This is a genomic window from Streptomyces sp. WMMB 322 (genome assembly GCF_900090145.1).
GTDB lineage: Bacteria > Actinomycetota > Actinomycetes > Streptomycetales > Streptomycetaceae > Streptomyces.
The window spans coordinates 57,000-75,147 of record NZ_FMHI01000009.1 but is presented as its reverse complement, the minus strand read 5'-3'; the positions used below and the strand labels follow the sequence as shown (position 1 = coordinate 75,147).

The following is an 18,148-nucleotide window of genomic DNA, read 5'->3' as shown; positions in this document are numbered from 1 at the left end:
GCGGCGTCCCTCCTCCCCGGTGCCGAATTCGCGCGTGCCGTCCTGCCTTGTCTGGTCAGCCCTGGTCGGGGCCACCGTTCTCCTCTTCGTCGGAGGACTCCTCACCTGCCGGACCCTGGGCACCCGGCTGCGGCTCGGCCACACCGACCCTCGCGGGGCGGATGGTCCGTTCGCCGATTCGGTACCCGGGCTGAAGGATCTGCACGCACGTCGTCTCCGTGACGTCGGGCGAGTACGAGTGCATCAGCGCCTCGTGCACAGTCGGGTCGAAGGGCTCGCCCTCCTTGCCGAACTGCATCAGACCCATCTTGGCCGCGACCATCTCCAGCGACTCCGCCACCGACTTGAAGCCGCCGACGAGTTCACCGTGGTCCCGGGCCCGGCCGATGTCGTCGAGCACCGGCAGCAGCTCCGTGAGCAGATTCGCCACGGCGACTTCCTTCACCGCCGCGCGGTCGCGCTCGACCCTGCGGCGGTAGTTCTGGAACTCCGCCTGGAGCCGCTGCAGGTCCTGCGTCCGCTCGTGCAGAGCCGTACGGGTCTGGTCCAGCTGAGCGGTCAGCGCCGCTTCCTGAGGATTCTGACCCGTCTCCCCGCCGAAGTCCGCTCCGGCCCGGCCTTCCTGTTCGTTCTCGGTCACGTCCCCGGCGGGCTCCGCCGGACCCCCCGCGTCCTCCGCGGGGACGGGTCCGGCGGCCTGCGCCGCAGCGTCATCGGGCTGTACGGCGTCGGCGGGGACGTCGGGCTTCTGGTCGAAGCCCGGAGTCTCCTCCGTCACGCGGCACCACCCTTCGGCTTCTGCTCGTCGTCCACGATCTCGGCGTCGACGACGTCCTCGTCACCCTCGGCCTTGCCCTCACCGGCGGCCCCGGCGCCGGCCTGCGCACCTGCGGCCTCCTCCTGTGCGCCCTGGGCGTCGGCGTACATGGCCTGGCCGAGCTTCTGGCTGGTGGACGCGACCTTCTCGCTGGCCTCGCGGATCGCCGCGGTGTCCTCGCCCTTCAGCTTCTCCTTGAGGTCCTCGAGAGAGGTCTCGACCTCGGTCTTGATCTCGCCCGGGACCTTCTCCTCGTTGTCCTTGAGGAACTTCTCGGTCGTGTAGACGAGCTGCTCCGCCTGGTTGCGGGTCTCCGCCGACTCGCGGCGCTTGGCGTCCTCGTCGGCGTACTGCTCGGCGTCGCGCATCATGCGCTCGATGTCTTCCTTCGGGAGCGCCGAGCCGCCGGTGACGGTCATCCGCTGCTCCTTGCCCGTGCCGAGGTCCTTCGCGGACACGTGCATGATGCCGTTCGCGTCGATGTCGAAGCTGACCTCGATCTGCGGCACGTTGCGCGGCGCGGGCGGCAGGCCCGTCAGCTCGAACATGCCGAGCTTCTTGTTGTACGCGGCGATCTCGCGCTCGCCCTGGAAGACCTGGATCTGCACCGACGGCTGGTTGTCCTCGGCCGTGGTGAAGGTCTCCGAACGCTTCGTGGGAATCGTGGTGTTGCGCTCGATCAGCTTGGTCATGATGCCGCCCTTGGTCTCGATGCCGAGGGACAGCGGGGTGACGTCCAGCAGCAGGACGTCCTTGACCTCGCCCTTGAGCACACCGGCCTGCAGGCTGGCGCCGATGGCGACGACCTCGTCCGGGTTGACGCCCTTGTTGGCGTCCTTGCCGGCGGTCAGGTCCTTGACCAGGTCGGCGACGGCGGGCATACGCGTCGAGCCGCCGACCAGCACCACGTGGTCGATCTCGGACAGCTGGATGCCGGCGTCCTTGATCACGTTGTGGAACGGGGTCTTGCAGCGCGCCAGCAGGTCTTCGGTCAGCTGCTGGAACTGCGAGCGCGTCAGCTTCTCGTCCAGGTGCAGCGGCCCTTCGGCGGACGCCGTGATGTAGGGCAGGTTGATCGAGGTCTCGGTGGAGCTGGACAGCTCGATCTTCGCCTTCTCCGCCGCTTCACGCAGACGCTGGAGGGCCATCTTGTCCTTGGACAGGTCCACGCCGTGCCCGGACTGGAACTGCTTGACCAGGTGGTCGACGATGCGCTGGTCCCAGTCGTCACCACCGAGGTGGTTGTCGCCGTTGGTGGCCTTGACCTCGACGACGCCGTCGCCGATCTCCAGCAGCGAGACGTCGAAGGTACCGCCACCGAGGTCGAAGACCAGGATCGTCTGGTCTTCCTTCTCCATGCCGTAGGCGAGGGCGGCGGCCGTCGGCTCGTTGACGATGCGCAGCACGTTGAGGCCCGCGATCTCGCCGGCCTCCTTGGTGGCCTGACGCTCGGCGTCGTTGAAGTACGCCGGGACGGTCACGACGGCGTCCTCGACCTTCTCGCCGAGGTAGGACTCCGCGTCGCGCTTCAGCTTCTGCAGGATGAAGGCGCTCATCTGCTGCGGGTTGAAGTCCTTGCCGTCCAGGTTGATCTTCCAGTCGGTGCCCATGTGGCGCTTGACCGACCGGACCGTCCTGTCGACGTTGGTGACGGCCTGACGCTTGGCCACCTCGCCGACGAGCACCTCGCCGTTCTTGGCGAACGCCACAACGGACGGCGTGGTCCTGGCGCCCTCGGCGTTGGTGATGACGGTGGACTCACCGCCTTCGAGAACACTGACGACGGAGTTCGTCGTGCCCAGGTCGATGCCGACCGCACGTGCCATTTCGGTTTCCTCCAGCTGATGTCTTGAGTGAAGCTGACTCAAGAGTGCATGGCCGCCCCGATAACGTCAACTGGCTTGAGCGTGGTCCACTCAACTCTTATGCAGTGTTTATGCGCACCCGCCCCTCACCAGGGACGGAGCAGCGGGACCGGCGGCTCCGCACGGCGCACGCGCGTGCCATGGCGCCCCGCGACGCATATCACCGCCCGCCCGGGTATCAGCAGGACCGGAGGACTGGGTAATGTCATACGGACCAGTTAAGTTACTGCTTAGTAAGCCAATCGATCAGGTCTCGCCCGAAGGCCGCCCGAGGAGCCCTCATGCAACTCGCCGCGATCGTCGTTTCGCTGGTGCTGGCCGCGGTCGGCATCGCGCTGTTCGCGCGCGCCATCGCGCAGATCTACCGCTTCGTCAGGCTGGGACAGCCGGTGCCGGAGGGCCTTCGCACCGACGAGCCGGGAGCGCGCACGCTCACCGTCGCCCGTGAGTTCTTCGGCCACACCCGGATGAACCGCTGGGGCGTCATCGGCTTCGCGCACTGGTTCGTCGCCGTGGGCTTCTTCGCTCTCGTGCTGACGCTCGTGCACGCCATGGGCCAGCTCTTCCGTGCCGACTGGACGCTGCCGCTCATCGGCACGTGGGCGCCGTACGAGATCTTCACGGAGTTCATCGGCCTGATGACGACGCTGGGCATCATCACGCTCATCGTCGTCCGCCTGCTGAGCCTGCCCTCGCGCGCGGGCCGCAAGTCCCGCTTCGCGGGCTCCAAGGCCGGCCAGGCGTACTTCGTGGAGTACGTCATCCTCACCATCGGCGTCGCCATCCTGGTGCTGCGCGGGCTCGAGGGTGCGCTGCACGGCGTCGACGGCTACGAGGCCGCGTACTTCGTCTCGTACCCGCTCGTGGCCGCCTTCGAGGGGCTGAGCGTGAGCGCGCTGCAGAACCTGACGTACCTCGTCGCGCTCATCAAGATCGGCACGTCCTTCGTGTGGATGATCGTCGTCGGGCTCAACACCAACATGGGTGTGGCCTGGCACCGCTTCCTCGCCTTCCCCAACATCTGGTTCAAGCGGGACGCGCAGGGCGGCACCGCGCTGGGCGAGCTGCGGCCGATGGTCTCCGGCGGCAAGGAGATCGACTTCGAGACCGCCCTCGACGACGACAACGAGGAGGAGGTCCGCTTCGGCGCCTCCCAGGTCGAGGACTTCTCCTGGAAGGGCCTCCTCGACTTCTCCACCTGCACCGAGTGCGGCCGCTGCCAGTCGCAGTGCCCCGCCTGGAACACCGGCAAGCCGCTCTCTCCGAAGCTGCTGATCATGTCGCTGCGCGACCACGCGCACGCCAAGGCCCCCTATCTGCTCGCCGGCGGCGGCAAGACGATGGAGGGCGAGGAGAAGGCGACCGACGAGCAGCTGAAGGACGTGCCGCAGTCGGCACTGGACGAGGCCGAACGCCCCCTGATCGGCACCGCCGAGGAGAACGGCGTCATCGACCCGGACGTGCTGTGGTCGTGCACCACGTGCGGCGCGTGCGTCGAGCAGTGCCCGGTCGACATCGAACACGTCGACCACATCGTCGACATGCGCCGCTACCAGGTGATGATCGAGAGCGCGTTCCCCAGCGAGGCCGGGACGATGCTGAAGAACCTGGAGAAGAAGGGCAACCCCTGGGGCCTGGCCAAGAAGCAGCGTCTGGAGTGGACGAAGGAGCTCGCGGAGGCCACCGGCTTCGAGGTGCCCGTCGTCGGCAAGACCGTCGAGGACCTCACCGAGGTCGACTACCTGTACTGGGTCGGCTGCGCCGGCGCCCTGGAGGACCGGGCGAAGAAGACCACCAAGGCCTTCGCCGAGCTGCTGCACATCGCGGGCGTCAACTTCGCGATCATGGGCGGCGACGAGAAGTGCACCGGTGACTCGCCCCGCCGCCTCGGCAACGAGTTCCTCTTCCAGCAGCTCGGCGAGGAGAACGTCGCCACGCTGAACGCGGCATTCGGCGAGGACGACGAGGACGAGTCGACGAAGAAGCCCGCGTCGAAGAAGAAGATCGTCGCGACCTGCCCCCACTGCTTCAACACGCTCGCCAACGAGTACCCGCAGCTGGGCGGCCACTACGAGGTCATCCACCACACGCAGCTGCTCCAGCACCTCGTCGACGAGGGCAAGCTGGTCCCCGTCACGCCCGTCGAGGGTCTGATCACCTACCACGACCCGTGCTACCTGGGCCGGCACAACAAGGTCTACACACCGCCGCGCGAGATCATCGGCAAGGTGCCGGGCCTGCGGAACGAGGAGATGCACCGCCACAAGGAACGCGGCTTCTGCTGCGGCGCGGGCGGCGCCCGCATGTGGATGGAAGAGCGCATCGGCAAGCGCATCAACAACGAGCGCGTGGACGAAGCCCTCTCCCTGAACCCGGACATCGTCTCCACCGCCTGCCCGTTCTGCCTCGTCATGCTGACGGACTCGGTCAACGGCAAGAAGAACGATGCTCAGGCCAAGGAGGACCTGCGGGTCGTCGACGTCGCGCAGCTGCTGCTCGACTCCGTGCGCACGCCGGGTGACGACGGCGGCTCGTCGGACGGTCCGTCGGACGAGCCGGAGAAGGAGGAGAGCACGGAGCCCGAGCCCGCCAATTAGGCCTCCTGGTCCCGACTCCCGGCACAAATACGCGTGATCGAGCGGAGCTTGCCGTGCAGAACGGCAAGCTCCGCTCGTTTGCGACAACCTCCGTTCTTATTCGGTCACTTAACGTTCTTCACATGTCAATCGCCTTCGGGGGATACCCAACCGGCACCCCGCGTCCTAGCCTCGCTGACCAGCGGCTGCGAAATCCCGGACAGAAGGAGGCGACCCCGTTGCTGGACGGCGGCGACGTGGCGGTGAAGGCCCGCCCTGTCCCCCCTGTCTCCGCGAGACGGGAGACGCGTCACGCCCCGGCGCGGCCCGCTGTCGCCGATGATTGGCACTTACACCTCTCCACTCGGAGCTCACAGCCCGATAACGTGCTGGGCACAAGCAACCGGGTCCGCACACCGTCCAGGCACGGAGAGGACCACCCGGTTCGTAGACCGACCACCGTCGAGGAGATGGGCGCATGCTGACCAACGAGCGCCTGTGCCGACTGCATTTCACCTCGCGCGACCTTCCGCGCATCCGCATCGAGGTCGAGGAGTGCGCGGCCTCTGCCGGGCTCGCGGAGCCCCGCAGAGGTGAATTCGTGGTCGCCGTCGACGCCGTGGCGACCAACGCCGTCGAACACGCGGGCGGAACGGGCCGGTTGGTGATGCGTCACCTCGCGGGCGAGCTGGAGTGCCGCGTGGAGGACTCCGGCCCCGGATTCTCCGAGGACGTCATTCCCGAACTCGCTCCGGGCGTCGCGGGAGCCACCGCGGGCCGCGGCCTGTGGCTCGCGCGCCTCGTCACCGACAGGCTCAGCGTCGAACCGGCGGGCCCGGACTCCGGCGCGGTGGTGACCCTGGCGGTGAAACTGCCGGGCGGCTGAAACGACTCCGCAGCCGCGAGGGCCACGTCACAGGCGTGAGGAGCGCAGGCCGCGCGGGAGCGGACGCGGGTCTCCCCGCTCGGACCGCGCAGCACGGACACCGCACCCCCGGGTCGCACATTCCCGGGCCGCGGCCTGCTCACGGGTGCGGCCCCGGCTCTGCACGTCCCGCCCGTACGGCCCTCCGTCCGGCGGCTCGCGACGCGCGCCTCGTACCCGCGCCTCGTACCCGCGAACGACGACGCCCTCAGCCGTCCCTGCGGGTGACCCCTACGGGTTGTACCGGATCGGCCACAATGCCGTCCCCAATCTCTCCGGCCCCGCATCGCGCCCCTGCGGACAAGGTACGTTCGAAGGCGTGGCTGGTTTCAGGATCGGACGCGGCCGGGGTTCCCGGAACGCGCAGCAGCGAGGGCAGTACAGCGGACCTCAGGGACCGGGGGTCGGCGCTCCGCCACCCGGCGCCGGAGCGTACGGACAGCGTCCGGCCCAGCAGTGGCCGCGCATGGGCGGCGGCCAGGGCGAGCCGGAGTACTTCGACGACCGGGGCGGACAGCCGCATCCCGGACGGGGGCAGGGCGGACCGCAGTTCGGACCCGGCCCCTACGCGGCGGGCCCCGGGCAGCGGCAGGGCGGCCCCGTCTCCGACCCGTACGCGAACTCCGCCGGACACACCCGGTCCTTCACCGTGCCCGACCCGTACGCCCACGCCGGCGGCTACGGCCAGGACGACGGCTACGACTACAGCCGCCCCGCGCCGCCCTCCGGCCCGCGGCTCCACTGGAAGGACCTGCTGAGCGGCATCCTGCTGCGCCCCGGCGCGACCTTCTGGCAGATGCGCGACCACAGCGTGTGGACCACGGCGGTCCTCGTCACGTTCCTCTACGGACTGCTGGCCATATTCGGTCTCGACCAGGCCCGCGAGGAGGTCATCAACGCCACGCTCTCCAGCGCGATCCCGTACGTCCTCAGCACGGGCATCGCGGTGGTGCTCGCCGGCCTCATCCTCGGCGCGGTGACGCACACGCTCGCCCGGCAGTTCGGCGGCGACGGCGCATGGGCTCCGACGGTCGGACTGTCCATGCTGATCATGTCGCTGACGGACGCTCCGCGGCTGCTCGTCGCCCTCTTCATGGGCGGCACCGCACCGGTCGTCCAGGTGCTCGGCTGGGTGACGTGGGTGGCTGCGGGCGCGCTGTTCACCATGATGGTCAGCCGCTCCCACGACCTCGCATGGCCGCGGGCGCTGGGCGCCTCGGCGGTCCAGCTCGTGGCACTGCTGGTACTGATCAAGCTGGGGACGCTCTAGCGCGCACCGACCGAGCCGGACGGCCTTCGCCCGGCGGAGGTTTTCCTGACCGGACACGGCTCGAGCCCGTAGTGATTCCGGCGCCGCTGTGCGCTGCCGCGAACTGAGGCGGGGACGTCCCGTCCTGCGAGGTCCCGTCCCTCGAGGTCCCGTCCCTCGAGGTCCCTCCTTCGAGCCGGACAGCTGCGCTTCTTCTGCCGGCACCTCTTTCTCCCGGCACCTCGCCCGACAGCGCCGTCGGCCCGCCGGTGCTGCTACTCCGCCCGGGGCGGCGGTCCGTCGCCGCCCCTTTCCGGCCCCTCCCGGTCCTGCTGCTCCCGCGGCGCGCCGCGGCCGGTGCTCTCCTCCCGGTCGCCGGGGGACCGCGGCGGGTTGCCGGGGTGGAAGTCTTCGTAGCGGGCCGTGGCGATGCTCCGGTCGCGGTGCGTGTTGATCAGGTGCAGCAGCAGCGCTGCCAGCGCGATCAGCACGAGGATGACGCCGACGGTGACGAGGATGTCCAGCATGGTCGCTCCTCTCCAGCGGCTCGCGCGGGGCGGGATGTCCGGGGCTGCCTGCGCGGATACCTCTCCCGCTGATGCCTCTCCAGGGCGCGGGTGCCCATTTCGCCTGCAAAACACAGCGCCTCTTCCGCCCGCGCACGCCCCGTGGACCGCGCCGCTGCCGCCCCTCCGGGCAACGCGGCCCCGCGCGCGGTGACTTCAGGACGCGAAGGAGCAGGCCGGAATCCCCGAAACCGGAGTATTCTCAGCATTTCCCGCTTCTCCCCGTGGATGATCGGTCACTGCCGGTCAATACCGGTCGAGCCCGGTGCGGCCTGGTCGCGAGACAAGGGAGAGGCGGCCGGACGGGGAGGGGGCGGAGACATGGCAGAGGTGTTCCTGCGGCGACTCAGCCGGTGGCAGGCGGACCGGGAGCGGGACGCCGTCGCCGACCTGTACGTCGAGGCGTACCGGGGCACGGCCGGTGAAGCGTTCCACGACCGGGACGAGTATCTGCGCCGCCTCGGCGAGCACGTCCAGCTCGCCGGCTTCGAGCTGGTGATCGCGAGCGCCGGTGGAACGCTCGTCGGCAGCGTCTACGGCTACCGCCCGGAACGCACCCACAAGTGGTGGCACGGGCTCCACGGCCCGCTCCCCGCGGAGATGGCCGAACTCACCGCCGCGGGGCGGGTGTTCGTGATGACCGAACTGATGGTGCTGCCGTCCTTCCGTCGCCTCGGCATCGCGACGCGCCTCCAGGAGCACCTGCTGTCCCCCTCGGGCATCGGCCTCGCCGTCACGCTGATCGACCAGGAGGACGCCCCGGCCCGTCAGGCGCTCGGCTCGTGGGGCTGGGAGAGCCTCGGAAAGATCACACCGTCGCCCGACCGCCCCCCGCTCGAAGCCTGGACCCGGCGTCCTCGCAGGTAGACGGGTCTTCGGCGCCGCACTGAGGCACCGGCCCTCCGGTAGTAGCCTGGGAAAAAACGGCAGAAAACGCCCGCCGAGACCACCGTCCGCTCCGAAGGTGTCCGGCTGCCGGCTTCGGCCTGATCTCTCCGGGCGGCGAATCCGGGCAACAAAGTCGGGCGACAAAGGGGGCGGGCACCATGAGGGGCGAATCGAGCATCCCGGGCACGGCACCGCACGTCTCCGACGCTCCGGGCACACCAGACACCCCGGGCATACCAGGCATCCACATCGCGGGCAGCGCGGACACGGAACCGAACACGCCGCTCGTGGATCTCTCCGCGCTGAGCGCACTCCATCTCCCCGTCGAACCAGGCCTGTTGGCGCTTCGCCTGAAGCCGGAGCCCTCCCACGACGGGCTGTTCGACGGGGCCTGGTGGCCGCACTCGCGCGACATTCACGCGGAGCTGCCGGGACTGGTGACCGTACTGAGCGAACACCTGGGCCCCATAGAGCGCGTCGGCCTGGACGCCGACGTCTGGGACGGGCTCGGCGAGCCGCTCTTCGTCGCGGGCCGGCTCATAGAGGTCGACTGGTTCCCCCTCGGGGACGACACGGTCGTCATCACCCGCGGCACCCTCGACAACTTCGCGCTCCTGACGATCGCCCCCGACGCCACCGTCGACGAGGCACATGCCGCGATGACCATGGCAACACACATCGGCAACACGGAGGCAGGGCAGCAGATCCTCGTCGCGACGGGCATCGCCCGGCCCGCCTGGCAGGCCTCCCGGGAGTGACCGGCCGGGCTCCGACGCGTCACCGGGGCGCGACGAGACGGCAACGGGACCGGTCATCGCGAAGCGTCACCGGGACGTGTCACCGGGACGTATCACCGGGACGTGTCACCGGGAGGCGATGAACGGGACGCGTCTCCGGGACGCGATGAACGGGCGACGGGCGACAGGCGACAGGCGACGGGCGACGGGCGACGGGCGACGGGCGACGGGCGAGGGAACTGGAGCCTGCCGGGCCGACCGGAGTCTGGGCCGCGACGGCGCGTGAGAGCGAGACGGAGGTCCGCTCAAAGCGACGCTTCCCGTGAAGGCGTGACCGGGTCGCCGGGCCTGCGCACCGGAGGCAGGACGCTCCACGGAAAGTTGATCCACCGATCCGTACGCCGCCACACGTACTCGCACTTCACCTCGGACTGCGACTTCTCGTAGATCACCGCGCTCCGCACCTCGGCGACGTGCTCCGCGCAGAAATCCTGCACCAGCTTCAACGTCCGGCCCGTGTCGGCGACATCGTCCGCGATGAGCACCTTCTTCCGGCTCAGGTCCACGACGTTGGGCACCGGCGGCAGCATGACGGGCATGTCCAGGGTCTCGCCCACTCCCGTGTAGAACTCCACGTTCATGACGTGCAGGTTCTTCACGTCCAGCGCGTAGCCCAGCCCGCCGGCGACGAAGAGACCACCCCGCGCGATCGACAGAATGATGTCCGGGTCGTACCCGTCGTCGGCGACTGCCTGCGCCAACTCCCGTACCGCCTCCCCGAACACGGGATACGTCAGGTTCTCCCGGCTCTCGTCACCGCTCTCGTCACCCACGTGCGCTCCTCCCTCTCGGCCGGACGGATCAGACCTGCGTCCTGTGGAAGTTCAAGTACGAACGCGAGGGCGTCGGCCCCCGCTGACCCTGATAGCGCGAACCGTGCAGGGCAGACCCGTACGGATGCTCGGCCGGCGACGTCAGCCGGAACATGCACAACTGCCCGATCTTCATCCCCGGCCACAACTTCATCGGCAGCGTCGCCACGTTGGACAGCTCCAGGGTCACGTGACCCGAGAAGCCCGGATCGATGAAACCCGCGGTGGAGTGCGTCAGCAGGCCGAGCCGCCCCAGCGAGCTCTTCCCCTCCAGACGGGACGCGATGTCGTCGGGCAGAGTGACCACCTCGTACGACGACGCGAGCACGAACTCGCCCGGATGCAGAATGAAGGGTTCGTCGCCCTCCGCCTCGATCAGCCGCGTCAGATCGGGCTGTTCGACGGCGGGGTCGATGTGCGGGTACCGGTGATTCTCGAACACCCGGAAATAGCGGTCCAGTCGGACATCGATGCTGGAGGGCTGCACCATCGCGGGATCGTACGGATCGATCCGCACCCGGCCGGTGTCGATCTCGGCGCGAATGTCCTTGTCAGAGAGAAGCACGGCCAGAGACTACGCGCACGGCAAAGGGCCGGCCCAATCGAACCGGCCCCACTGCCACACGTCACTGTCACACGGAACCGTGCGGCGCTGTCCATATGCACTGAAATGCGAACTCCGGCGGGCGGCCCGCCCACGGCAGTCGCCGTTGCCTCCCCGGCTGTCCGGCTGTCCGGCTGTCCGGCTGTCCGGCTGTCCGGCTGTCCGGCTGTCCGGCTGTCCGCGGACTCTCCCCGTGCCGGACGCTACCCGTACGGACCCTCCCTGCGGCTACCGCTCGCCGCGACCGGGACGCGGCACGGACGGGACATCCCCCACCGGCACCGCCTGCCTCAGCCGCGCACACCGCGGACACCGCAGCAACCGCCCGGGACCGATGCGCCCGCTGCGGAGGTTCTGCATCGGGAACATCGAGGTACTGAACACATGCCCCTCGGCACACTGAACGACGGTGGCCTCCATCGCTCTCCTCTCCCCAAGTACGTGGTCGACGAAAGCCACATTAGGGGATCAAACCGACAGCCCTCCGGGCGCCTCCCCTCACCCCACGCTACGCCCCAACTCCCTTGCTCCGAAGGCCCCCAGCCCGTCCCCTCACCCCGCCCCGGAGCAGCAAAAAGACCCCTCGACCTGTGCGGCGGGGGTCGGTGATGGGGTAGAGTGTCCGGCGTTGAACCGATGGAAGCCGAGCAGTCAACGGCTCCTCGCGGGTGTAGTTTAATGGTAGAACATGAGCTTCCCAAGCTCAGAGCGCGGGTTCGATTCCCGTCACCCGCTCCACAACGAAGGCCCAGGTCGGAGACCTGGGCCTTGTTTGTTGTCCAGACTTTTCTATTGGTCTCGGGCCGTTGAGTGCTCGGCGGCTCGCGCCGTTCCGCACCCTCCCCAGCCGTGGCCAGCCAGGGCGAGTCACGGCAAGTACCGGAACCCGGTTCTTGCCGCAGGACGGGTGAGCCTATGGGCCCCAGACGCGATACTGACCGCATGGTGATCCTCGGGGTGGACGCATGCAAACAGGGGTGGGTCGCCGTCGAACTCTCCGACGGTGCCTATACCGACGCGCAATTCAGCAATGACCTACGAGACATCCTCGATGCCACTCTCAGAGCCGAAGTTGTCGCAGTGGACATGCCCCTCGGCCTCGTGAGTCACGGATGGCGGAAGGCGGACACGGAGGCAAAAGCCGTCCTGGGGCCCCGAGCGAACTCCGTGTTCCGTGTGCCACCGCAACAGGTGTGGCTCGAGAATCACTACGAGGCCGCCAACCGGCGGTGCCAGGAACTGACCGGGAGCGGGCTGAGTCAGCAGACCTGGGGACTGGCAGCCAAGCTGAGGGCCGCCAACGAATGTCTGGAGAGCGACGGCGGCCGCTTGTACGAGGTCCACCCTGAGGTGTCGTTCTGGGCACTCAACGGGAAGGCGCCGCTCCCTCATAAGAAGACCAGCTGGGAAGGCCAGATGACCCGGCGCGCCCTGCTCCGGAAAGCCGGCGTCGTCCTCCCCGACGATCTGGGGCTCGCGGGTCGAGTACCTCCGGACGACGTCCTGGATGCGGCGGCTGCGGCGTGGAGCGCACATCGCATCGCCAAACAGGACGCGTTCTGCTTGCCCGACCCACCGCAACTCGACCGCCGCGGGCGGCCGATCGCGATCTGGTACTGACACCAGCCCTTCACGAGCAAGGGCGGGACTGATCGCGACCGGCGACGACTCAACTCTGCCCTGAATGAACGCAGCCGCCCGATCCATCTGGAGCTACGGACCAGAAAGCCGTATCCTCAGTCAGTTGGTGGTGAGGTCGTCCGCACGGTAAAGGCCGCGACCCGGGGTGCGACAAGGGTCGGCTGCCTCACTACCACCGTCGGCCCCGTGCCAGTCTCGTGCCACATCGGACGGGGGACTCACGGGAAAACGAGGTGCATGGGGACGACTTGACCCTCGTCACGCCGGCACGCACCCTTGCAGGTCGGCAGTCGCCCTACATCACTCCCAACGCGGTGATCGTGCGGTGCGCCGTAGGGCATCGAAATACGGCAACCACGGCGACGTAGCCGCACCTTGATGGCTCCAGGCAGCCAGTGGACCGGCCGAGATGACCTCACCGACGTCCGCCCATGGTTCGCAACGAGGGGGCATCCGCGCCACTCGCGTCGAGGTGGGCCGGGGAAACCTGTTGTCCCATGAGCGAGTTGGTAACCGAGACTCCGACAAACTGAGCGACCTGGCCAAGCGGCTGAAGCTTCTCAGGCGCGCAGCAAAGCTGCGCACGGAAATCAGACGCTTGGGGAGCAAGGGGCGGAACGGATACAAGAGCGCCCGCAACCGATACCTCATGGATGGAAGGAAGCGGGAAGACCTCGCCAAATGGCAAACCTACAGGGAGGCCAAGGGCGCTGTGCGGGACTACATCGTTGCCCCGGTGGTCGGCCAGGATGCAGTCGGCACGGCCAAGGAGGCGTACGCCGAGTACGCCCCCAGCGACTTGCCCGGGACGAAGCCGGACGAGCCCACGGCGTACGATCAGCGCCCGCCGTCACAGGGCTTCAACGAGCGCATGGACGCGGGCAAGACGAACCAGCAGAAGGTCAAGGAGGACTTCGGGTGAGCACGAGCACGTACGGCGGTATGCAGTGAGCGCAAGGCAGCCGCACTACCCGGTCCCTTCCGAGCAGCAGTCACGCGTCATGGTGGAGGGAGTCCTCCGCGGCAACGACCGCGTGAGGGCGCTCCATCCCGTGAAGTGCGTCGATGAACTGGGGAGGACGGTGCCCAAGGGGCTGCGTTCGCAGCCCTCGGTCTTTCCGCCCAGGCCCAAGACTGAACGCCGCCGCGTCCCCTGGTGGGAGTACCCGCTGGTCGCCTTGCTCTCCGTCTACCACTTCGTGACCCTCCCCTTCAGCTGGCTCGGGGAGAAAATCTGGGATGGCATCTGCTGGCTGTTCCGGAGCCCCAAGCGCCGCCGCGAGCTCAAGCGACTCAAGGGCGGTTGGAACAGCCTCGCGGGCGGTCTGCTGAGCAAGACCCGCCCTGCCGACCATCAGATGCTCGTCGTGGGCGACCGACTCATGTCCCTCGTCTACGTCGGCCCGGAGGCGGCCGAGCTGGCGTGGTCGATGCCGCGCGAGCAGCTGACCGGGGTCGAGAGCACCACCTGGGAAAGGCACCCCGGCGAAGCGAGGGCCACCGTGCGCCTCCACTTCGCGGACAAGTCATGGTGCGACATCAGCGCGAAGAGTCCGGGCCCGGGCTGGAAACAGTTCCTGGACCACCTGCCGAAGCACTGAGAAGCCGCTGTCGTATCGAGAGGTTCGCTTGCGGCTCGAACGGTGGTTCCCTGTCGGGTAAGTCGGCTGCGGAGCGCGCATGAAGGCAGGGTCTCCTGCACAGCTCGAAGGTCGTTGAAGCCACGAGCGCGGAGGAGACCCCGTTGTCGCAGTTGTACGCGGTCGCGTCCGGGGAGTCCAACTCGCTGCTCGAGTGCTTCGGAACGAAGAGGTCGATGCCCCCCTACCGAAAAGTGAATCGCGGGGCTACCTGGAGCACTCGACCGGCAACGATAGCTTCATGCGGAGAGCCACGGGGCTTCGGCGGGGAGCGGTGGCTTCACGGCAACGTTGTGGCCCAGCCGTCGTGTTCGCCACACGACTACCGCACCAGATGCGCACCAGAAGAGACGGTCAACACGGGCCACGAGAGGCTCCGTTCGGCGACTGGACAGGGACCTCTCCGTGCTGGTCAGCGGCCAACTCAGCAGATCTGCACGGTGATTCCCAAGTTCAGAGCGCGGGTTCGATTCCCGTCACCCGCTCCATAGAAAAGTCCCAGGTCCCAGGACTGGGCCGTGCTTGTTGCCCAGGCTGTCCCCAGACCCCAACCAATGGCCTGCCCAGACGAGTTGCCAGCCTGGAAGCTCCTGCCGGAGAGCGAAATCGGCTTGATCGCTGCTGTGGAGCGTGAGCTGGGCCTGACAGCCTTGCGGTGTGTCAGGTGAGCGCTGCAAACACGAATTCTTACCTGGGGAGTGCCTGCACTGTGCGCCCGTACCGGAAGGGCTCACTCCCCGAGTCGTGACAACCGCCGGCGGCTCGGTGTTTCACCGCAACACGCAGTGCGAGGCCCTTCACGACGGTCAGCGGAAGGCCCGCCGTTACGGAAGAGACCTCCACGACCCCCAGAACGTCGCACTCTCTGTGGCGATGAGTGAGGGGAGAGGCGCGTGCATCGCCTGCTTCCCCTCGTACCGCCCCACCATCGAAGCCAAGCCGTGCCTGGTGTTAGTGGAAGGCAGTTGGCGGTCAGGACTGCTCACAAGGTGGGAGAGAAGTCCGAACGGTCGATGGACAGGGCATGTGAGCTGCATAGTCGACGGCGACCAGGTGACCATGACGAAGGACCAGGCGGAGCTGCGGAAGGCGGAACCGTGACGGCCGAACCTGGCCGCGAACTCGTCCTGGCGTTTGGAAAATTCGACAACCCTCCCGGCCGCAGCTCTTCACCATCTCCACCAGAGAGGGTCGCGTGCCCGTGCCGTGCCCATAGGGGCGGTTAGTCGCGGTCAGGAGCGGGGCGTTGAGGACGCCAGCCCACCAACCGCAAGTGCCGACACGCAGGTCAGGGCCTCAACTGCCCTCGTAGGCACAGTGCTCCCCAAGCTCAGAGCGCGGGTTCGATTCCCGTCACCCGCTCCACGACGAAGGGCCAGATCACGACCCCGGCCCTATTTCTGTTTGATGCGGAACGAGCTAGCGGTGACGGCGCAAGGACTCCTGAGGGGCAGCTACGTGTCTGTCTGAGCCAACTCGTCGAGTCGGGCGAGGATGCGTCCCGCGAGTTCGGCGGCGGACAGGCGATATGGTCTCCAGCGATCCCTGGACTCCGACTTCATCGATGCGGAGAACCTGCGGAGCCCGCTGCTGTTGGGCTCCCCTGCCATCTCATCGAACGCTCCACTTGGCACAAGCCAAGCGGTCATGATTGTGCCGTGCTCTACGTTCACGGCGATGAACAACATGTCCAGGTCAGAGCGGGGCTGGAACGTCTGGGAGCGCACATTCGCCACTAGCCGGCCGCGCTGGACATTCGCAGCGGTGGACATGCGGGCTTTTACCTGTACGGCCAAGGTTGCGGAGCGTCCGCGTTGATGAAAGACGAGATCTACCCCTTCATCGTCGACGAGAGAAGTCGACACGTTCAACTCTCCACCTGTGGCGAGGATGCATGAGGCTGCGACTAGGTACTCGGCTGCCTTCCCCATACGCGCTGCCGACGGACTCTTGTCGAGGTAATCCTCGTCTTCACTCATGCGGAGAAGCTATCCGGCATCGCTGACCCTGGTCAGTGCGCACCAGTTAGAGGCGTCCACCCAAGTGCGCCCCTGTCAAACGCATGGTCCCCAGTCGAGGGCGTTGGTTACGCGTACTTACTCTCACGTGCCAGGTGGTAGGGGATCCAACCAACCCATCCGACCGACATGTCTGGTTTGCGAACCCATCGAGCAAGGGGAGTACTACGGGACGAGGCGCGTTGAAGTGCCATCAAGGGGGCTGCCATGGGGGATGGTTCGGGGATACCGACAGTTGCTATCTGGGTCCGTCGGGGGGCGGATGGGTTTGTTGTTGCTTCCCTAGATCCGCTGCTTCAACGCAACGCTGTCCGGTTGGATGTGGAGCTCCCGGATGACGTCAAGAGGCTCCAGACGCTCTACCGATCGACTCGGACGCAGGTGCAGAACCATCAACAGAAGGCGCGAGTGCATCGAGTCTCGCCAAAGATCTCTGCATGGTCGTTCGTTGACCCTTGGGGCAAGCCATGTGTGGTTCTGCGTCCGAGGAACGGCTCTTTCATTAAGAGAGTTCGGCTTGATCTTCCGACAGACGCGAATCGGCTGGACAGCTTCTACCAGCAGATCCGACGCCGAATGAAGCAACTTGGCGTACCGGAGAACCCTGTCGGCAGGCCGGCTCGACGGAATAGGAGTCGTCCGAGTGTCTCGAGCAAGCCCCACTCGTCCTCGGTGAGCGTGCGGACGGTTTCGGGAGGACTCCCCACGCTCGGAAGGCGCCGGCGTTGAACATTGGCCACATGCGCAGTCTTGGCAGAAGTGAAGCGAAGGTCGACGTCGGCAGCAGGAAGCAGCCTGGTGCCGAGAGAGCTGTGCAGGACTGTCACCGGGCTGGCAGTGAGGACGGCGGATCGAGATAGGGGGCACATCCAAGTTGGGAACCATGGACAGACAAAGCCGTGCGGACGCTGTGGACCGAGAGATGGCCGCGCGCCTGCTGCCCGAGACGGCGTTGACTGCATTGGGTCGCTGGTGGGCCCGGAACGAGGTGATGTATCCAGAGGGCACGCCTGGCGCCCACACCATCAGCTACGTCCCCGCGCGGTGGGCCCAGATCACCCCGTGGCCGGCCGGCTTGGCAGGCCGTTCTCACGCCGGGGAGGCCGGGGTCAGCCGAGCACAAGTGGCCTTGATCGTCGCTGACGCACTGAAGCGAGGGATCCCTAGAGAAGCCCTGATCGCTACCTACGTATGGGGGAAGGGTAAGCGTGGCACCCCCGGGGGCAGCGGGCCCTCCACGCTGCAGAGGATCCTGACGGCCGAGAACCTGGATGCGGCTCTCACCGCCTCAGTCACCACTCTGCAAGAGCGGGGCGCAAAGGAGGCTTACGCGGTGCTTCACCAGGCGGTCCCTGGGCTCGGGCCGTCCTTCTTCACAAAGTTCCTGTACTTCACCGGCCAGGCTCTACCGACTGTGTCGGACCCGGCGCCGCTGATCCTCGACGGGAGGATTTCCAGGCGTCTACGGTCGCTCGCCAGCGCCATTGGCCGGGAGACCGGCATCGATCCCGATGGCTCGGTCGCGGCCTGGGCCTGGGGAGACTGGAACTGGTCGGCCCACCGCTACAACGTCTACCTCTCGTACATGCACGCAGCCACATGCCAAGTGGCCTCTACGGGAACCTGGCCGTCCTACACGACCCCCGACCTACTGGAGTGCGCACTGTTCAACGGCGCGTGGGCGACATGAAGACTGGCGTTCGCGACGCCGTTGGCGATAGACCAAACCGGCTCGGGTGGATCTCAGCGA

At 67.5% G+C, this 18,148-nt stretch carries 16 protein-coding genes and 1 tRNA gene; 10 read left to right on the top strand and 7 right to left on the bottom strand.

Features of this window, described 5'->3' with window-relative positions; all coding sequences use genetic code 11:
• Positions 1–55 precede the first annotated feature (55 nt).
• Both grpE and dnaK read right to left on the bottom strand, forming a co-directional pair.
• Positions 56–778 carry a nucleotide exchange factor GrpE gene (gene grpE, locus H180DRAFT_RS16095; protein ID WP_055486772.1) on the bottom strand — a complete coding sequence of 241 codons (723 nt, stop codon included), beginning with the start codon at positions 776–778 and terminating at the stop codon, positions 56–58.
• Complete coding sequence (dnaK, locus tag H180DRAFT_RS16090) at positions 775–2,643, bottom strand: molecular chaperone DnaK (RefSeq protein ID WP_055486771.1); 1,869 nt, start codon at positions 2,641–2,643, stop codon at positions 775–777. The genes grpE and dnaK overlap by 4 nt, the downstream gene beginning before the upstream one ends.
• 320 nt (positions 2,644–2,963) lie before the next feature.
• On the opposite strand from dnaK, the gene H180DRAFT_RS16085 reads away from it, so the two are divergent.
• From H180DRAFT_RS16085 to H180DRAFT_RS16075, 3 genes are all read left to right on the top strand, one after another.
• Positions 2,964–5,279 carry a (Fe-S)-binding protein gene (locus H180DRAFT_RS16085; RefSeq protein WP_055486770.1) on the top strand — a complete coding sequence of 772 codons (2,316 nt, stop codon included), beginning with the start codon at positions 2,964–2,966 and terminating at the stop codon, positions 5,277–5,279.
• A gap of 457 nt (positions 5,280–5,736) precedes the next feature.
• Positions 5,737–6,144, top strand: a complete 408-nt coding sequence (locus H180DRAFT_RS16080) for an ATP-binding protein (protein WP_055486769.1) — start codon at positions 5,737–5,739, stop codon at positions 6,142–6,144.
• 358 nt (positions 6,145–6,502) lie between these two features.
• Positions 6,503–7,453, top strand: a complete 951-nt coding sequence (locus H180DRAFT_RS16075; protein ID WP_055486768.1) for a Yip1 family protein — start codon at positions 6,503–6,505, stop codon at positions 7,451–7,453.
• A 254-nt stretch (positions 7,454–7,707) separates the two neighbouring features.
• Here H180DRAFT_RS16075 and H180DRAFT_RS16070 read toward each other — a convergent pair whose 3' ends face one another.
• Entirely contained in the window at positions 7,708–7,959 is a 252-nt protein-coding gene (locus tag H180DRAFT_RS16070) for a hypothetical protein (protein ID WP_055486767.1), read from the bottom strand.
• Positions 7,960–8,319: 360 nt separating this feature from the next.
• On the opposite strand from H180DRAFT_RS16070, the gene H180DRAFT_RS16065 reads away from it, so the two are divergent.
• Both H180DRAFT_RS16065 and H180DRAFT_RS16060 read left to right on the top strand, forming a co-directional pair.
• A complete protein-coding gene (locus H180DRAFT_RS16065; protein ID WP_055486766.1) occupies positions 8,320–8,865 on the top strand; it encodes a GNAT family N-acetyltransferase in 546 nt (181 codons plus the stop codon).
• Positions 8,866–9,044: 179 nt separating this feature from the next.
• Positions 9,045–9,644 carry a DUF5994 family protein gene (locus tag H180DRAFT_RS16060; RefSeq protein ID WP_107097670.1) on the top strand — a complete coding sequence of 200 codons (600 nt, stop codon included), beginning with the start codon at positions 9,045–9,047 and terminating at the stop codon, positions 9,642–9,644.
• 284 nt (positions 9,645–9,928) lie between these two features.
• Here H180DRAFT_RS16060 and H180DRAFT_RS16055 read toward each other — a convergent pair whose 3' ends face one another.
• The 3 genes from H180DRAFT_RS16055 to H180DRAFT_RS30445 form a co-directional block, all read right to left on the bottom strand.
• Complete coding sequence (locus H180DRAFT_RS16055) at positions 9,929–10,456, bottom strand: phosphoribosyltransferase (protein WP_055486765.1); 528 nt, start codon at positions 10,454–10,456, stop codon at positions 9,929–9,931.
• 28 nt (positions 10,457–10,484) lie between these two features.
• The gene (dcd, locus tag H180DRAFT_RS16050) at positions 10,485–11,060 is read right to left on the bottom strand and encodes a dCTP deaminase (RefSeq protein ID WP_055486764.1); all 576 of its coding nucleotides are present in this window, start codon (positions 11,058–11,060) and stop codon (positions 10,485–10,487) included.
• A 267-nt stretch (positions 11,061–11,327) separates the two neighbouring features.
• Positions 11,328–11,519 (bottom strand): hypothetical protein, encoded by a 192-nt coding sequence (locus tag H180DRAFT_RS30445; protein ID WP_055486763.1) that lies wholly within the window; start codon positions 11,517–11,519, stop codon positions 11,328–11,330.
• A gap of 244 nt (positions 11,520–11,763) precedes the next feature.
• Here H180DRAFT_RS30445 and H180DRAFT_RS16040 point away from each other — a divergent pair.
• From H180DRAFT_RS16040 to H180DRAFT_RS16025, 4 genes are all read left to right on the top strand, one after another.
• Positions 11,764–11,837 (top strand) — tRNA-Gly (locus H180DRAFT_RS16040).
• Positions 11,838–12,041: 204 nt separating this feature from the next.
• The gene (locus H180DRAFT_RS16035; protein ID WP_055486881.1) at positions 12,042–12,719 is read left to right on the top strand and encodes a DUF429 domain-containing protein; all 678 of its coding nucleotides are present in this window, start codon (positions 12,042–12,044) and stop codon (positions 12,717–12,719) included.
• 670 nt (positions 12,720–13,389) lie between these two features.
• Positions 13,390–13,662 (top strand): hypothetical protein, encoded by a 273-nt coding sequence (locus tag H180DRAFT_RS16030; protein ID WP_139151400.1) that lies wholly within the window; start codon positions 13,390–13,392, stop codon positions 13,660–13,662.
• 25 nt (positions 13,663–13,687) lie between these two features.
• Positions 13,688–14,341, top strand: a complete 654-nt coding sequence (locus H180DRAFT_RS16025; RefSeq protein ID WP_139151399.1) for a hypothetical protein — start codon at positions 13,688–13,690, stop codon at positions 14,339–14,341.
• A 1,493-nt stretch (positions 14,342–15,834) separates the two neighbouring features.
• Here the strand turns inward: H180DRAFT_RS16025 and H180DRAFT_RS16015 are convergent.
• Positions 15,835–16,359, bottom strand: a complete 525-nt coding sequence (locus H180DRAFT_RS16015) for a hypothetical protein (protein ID WP_055486760.1) — start codon at positions 16,357–16,359, stop codon at positions 15,835–15,837.
• Between the two features lie 922 nt (positions 16,360–17,281).
• Here H180DRAFT_RS16015 and H180DRAFT_RS16010 point away from each other — a divergent pair.
• Positions 17,282–18,088 carry an 8-oxoguanine DNA glycosylase OGG fold protein gene (locus tag H180DRAFT_RS16010; protein ID WP_368073129.1) on the top strand — a complete coding sequence of 269 codons (807 nt, stop codon included), beginning with the start codon at positions 17,282–17,284 and terminating at the stop codon, positions 18,086–18,088.
• Positions 18,089–18,148 lie beyond the last annotated feature (60 nt).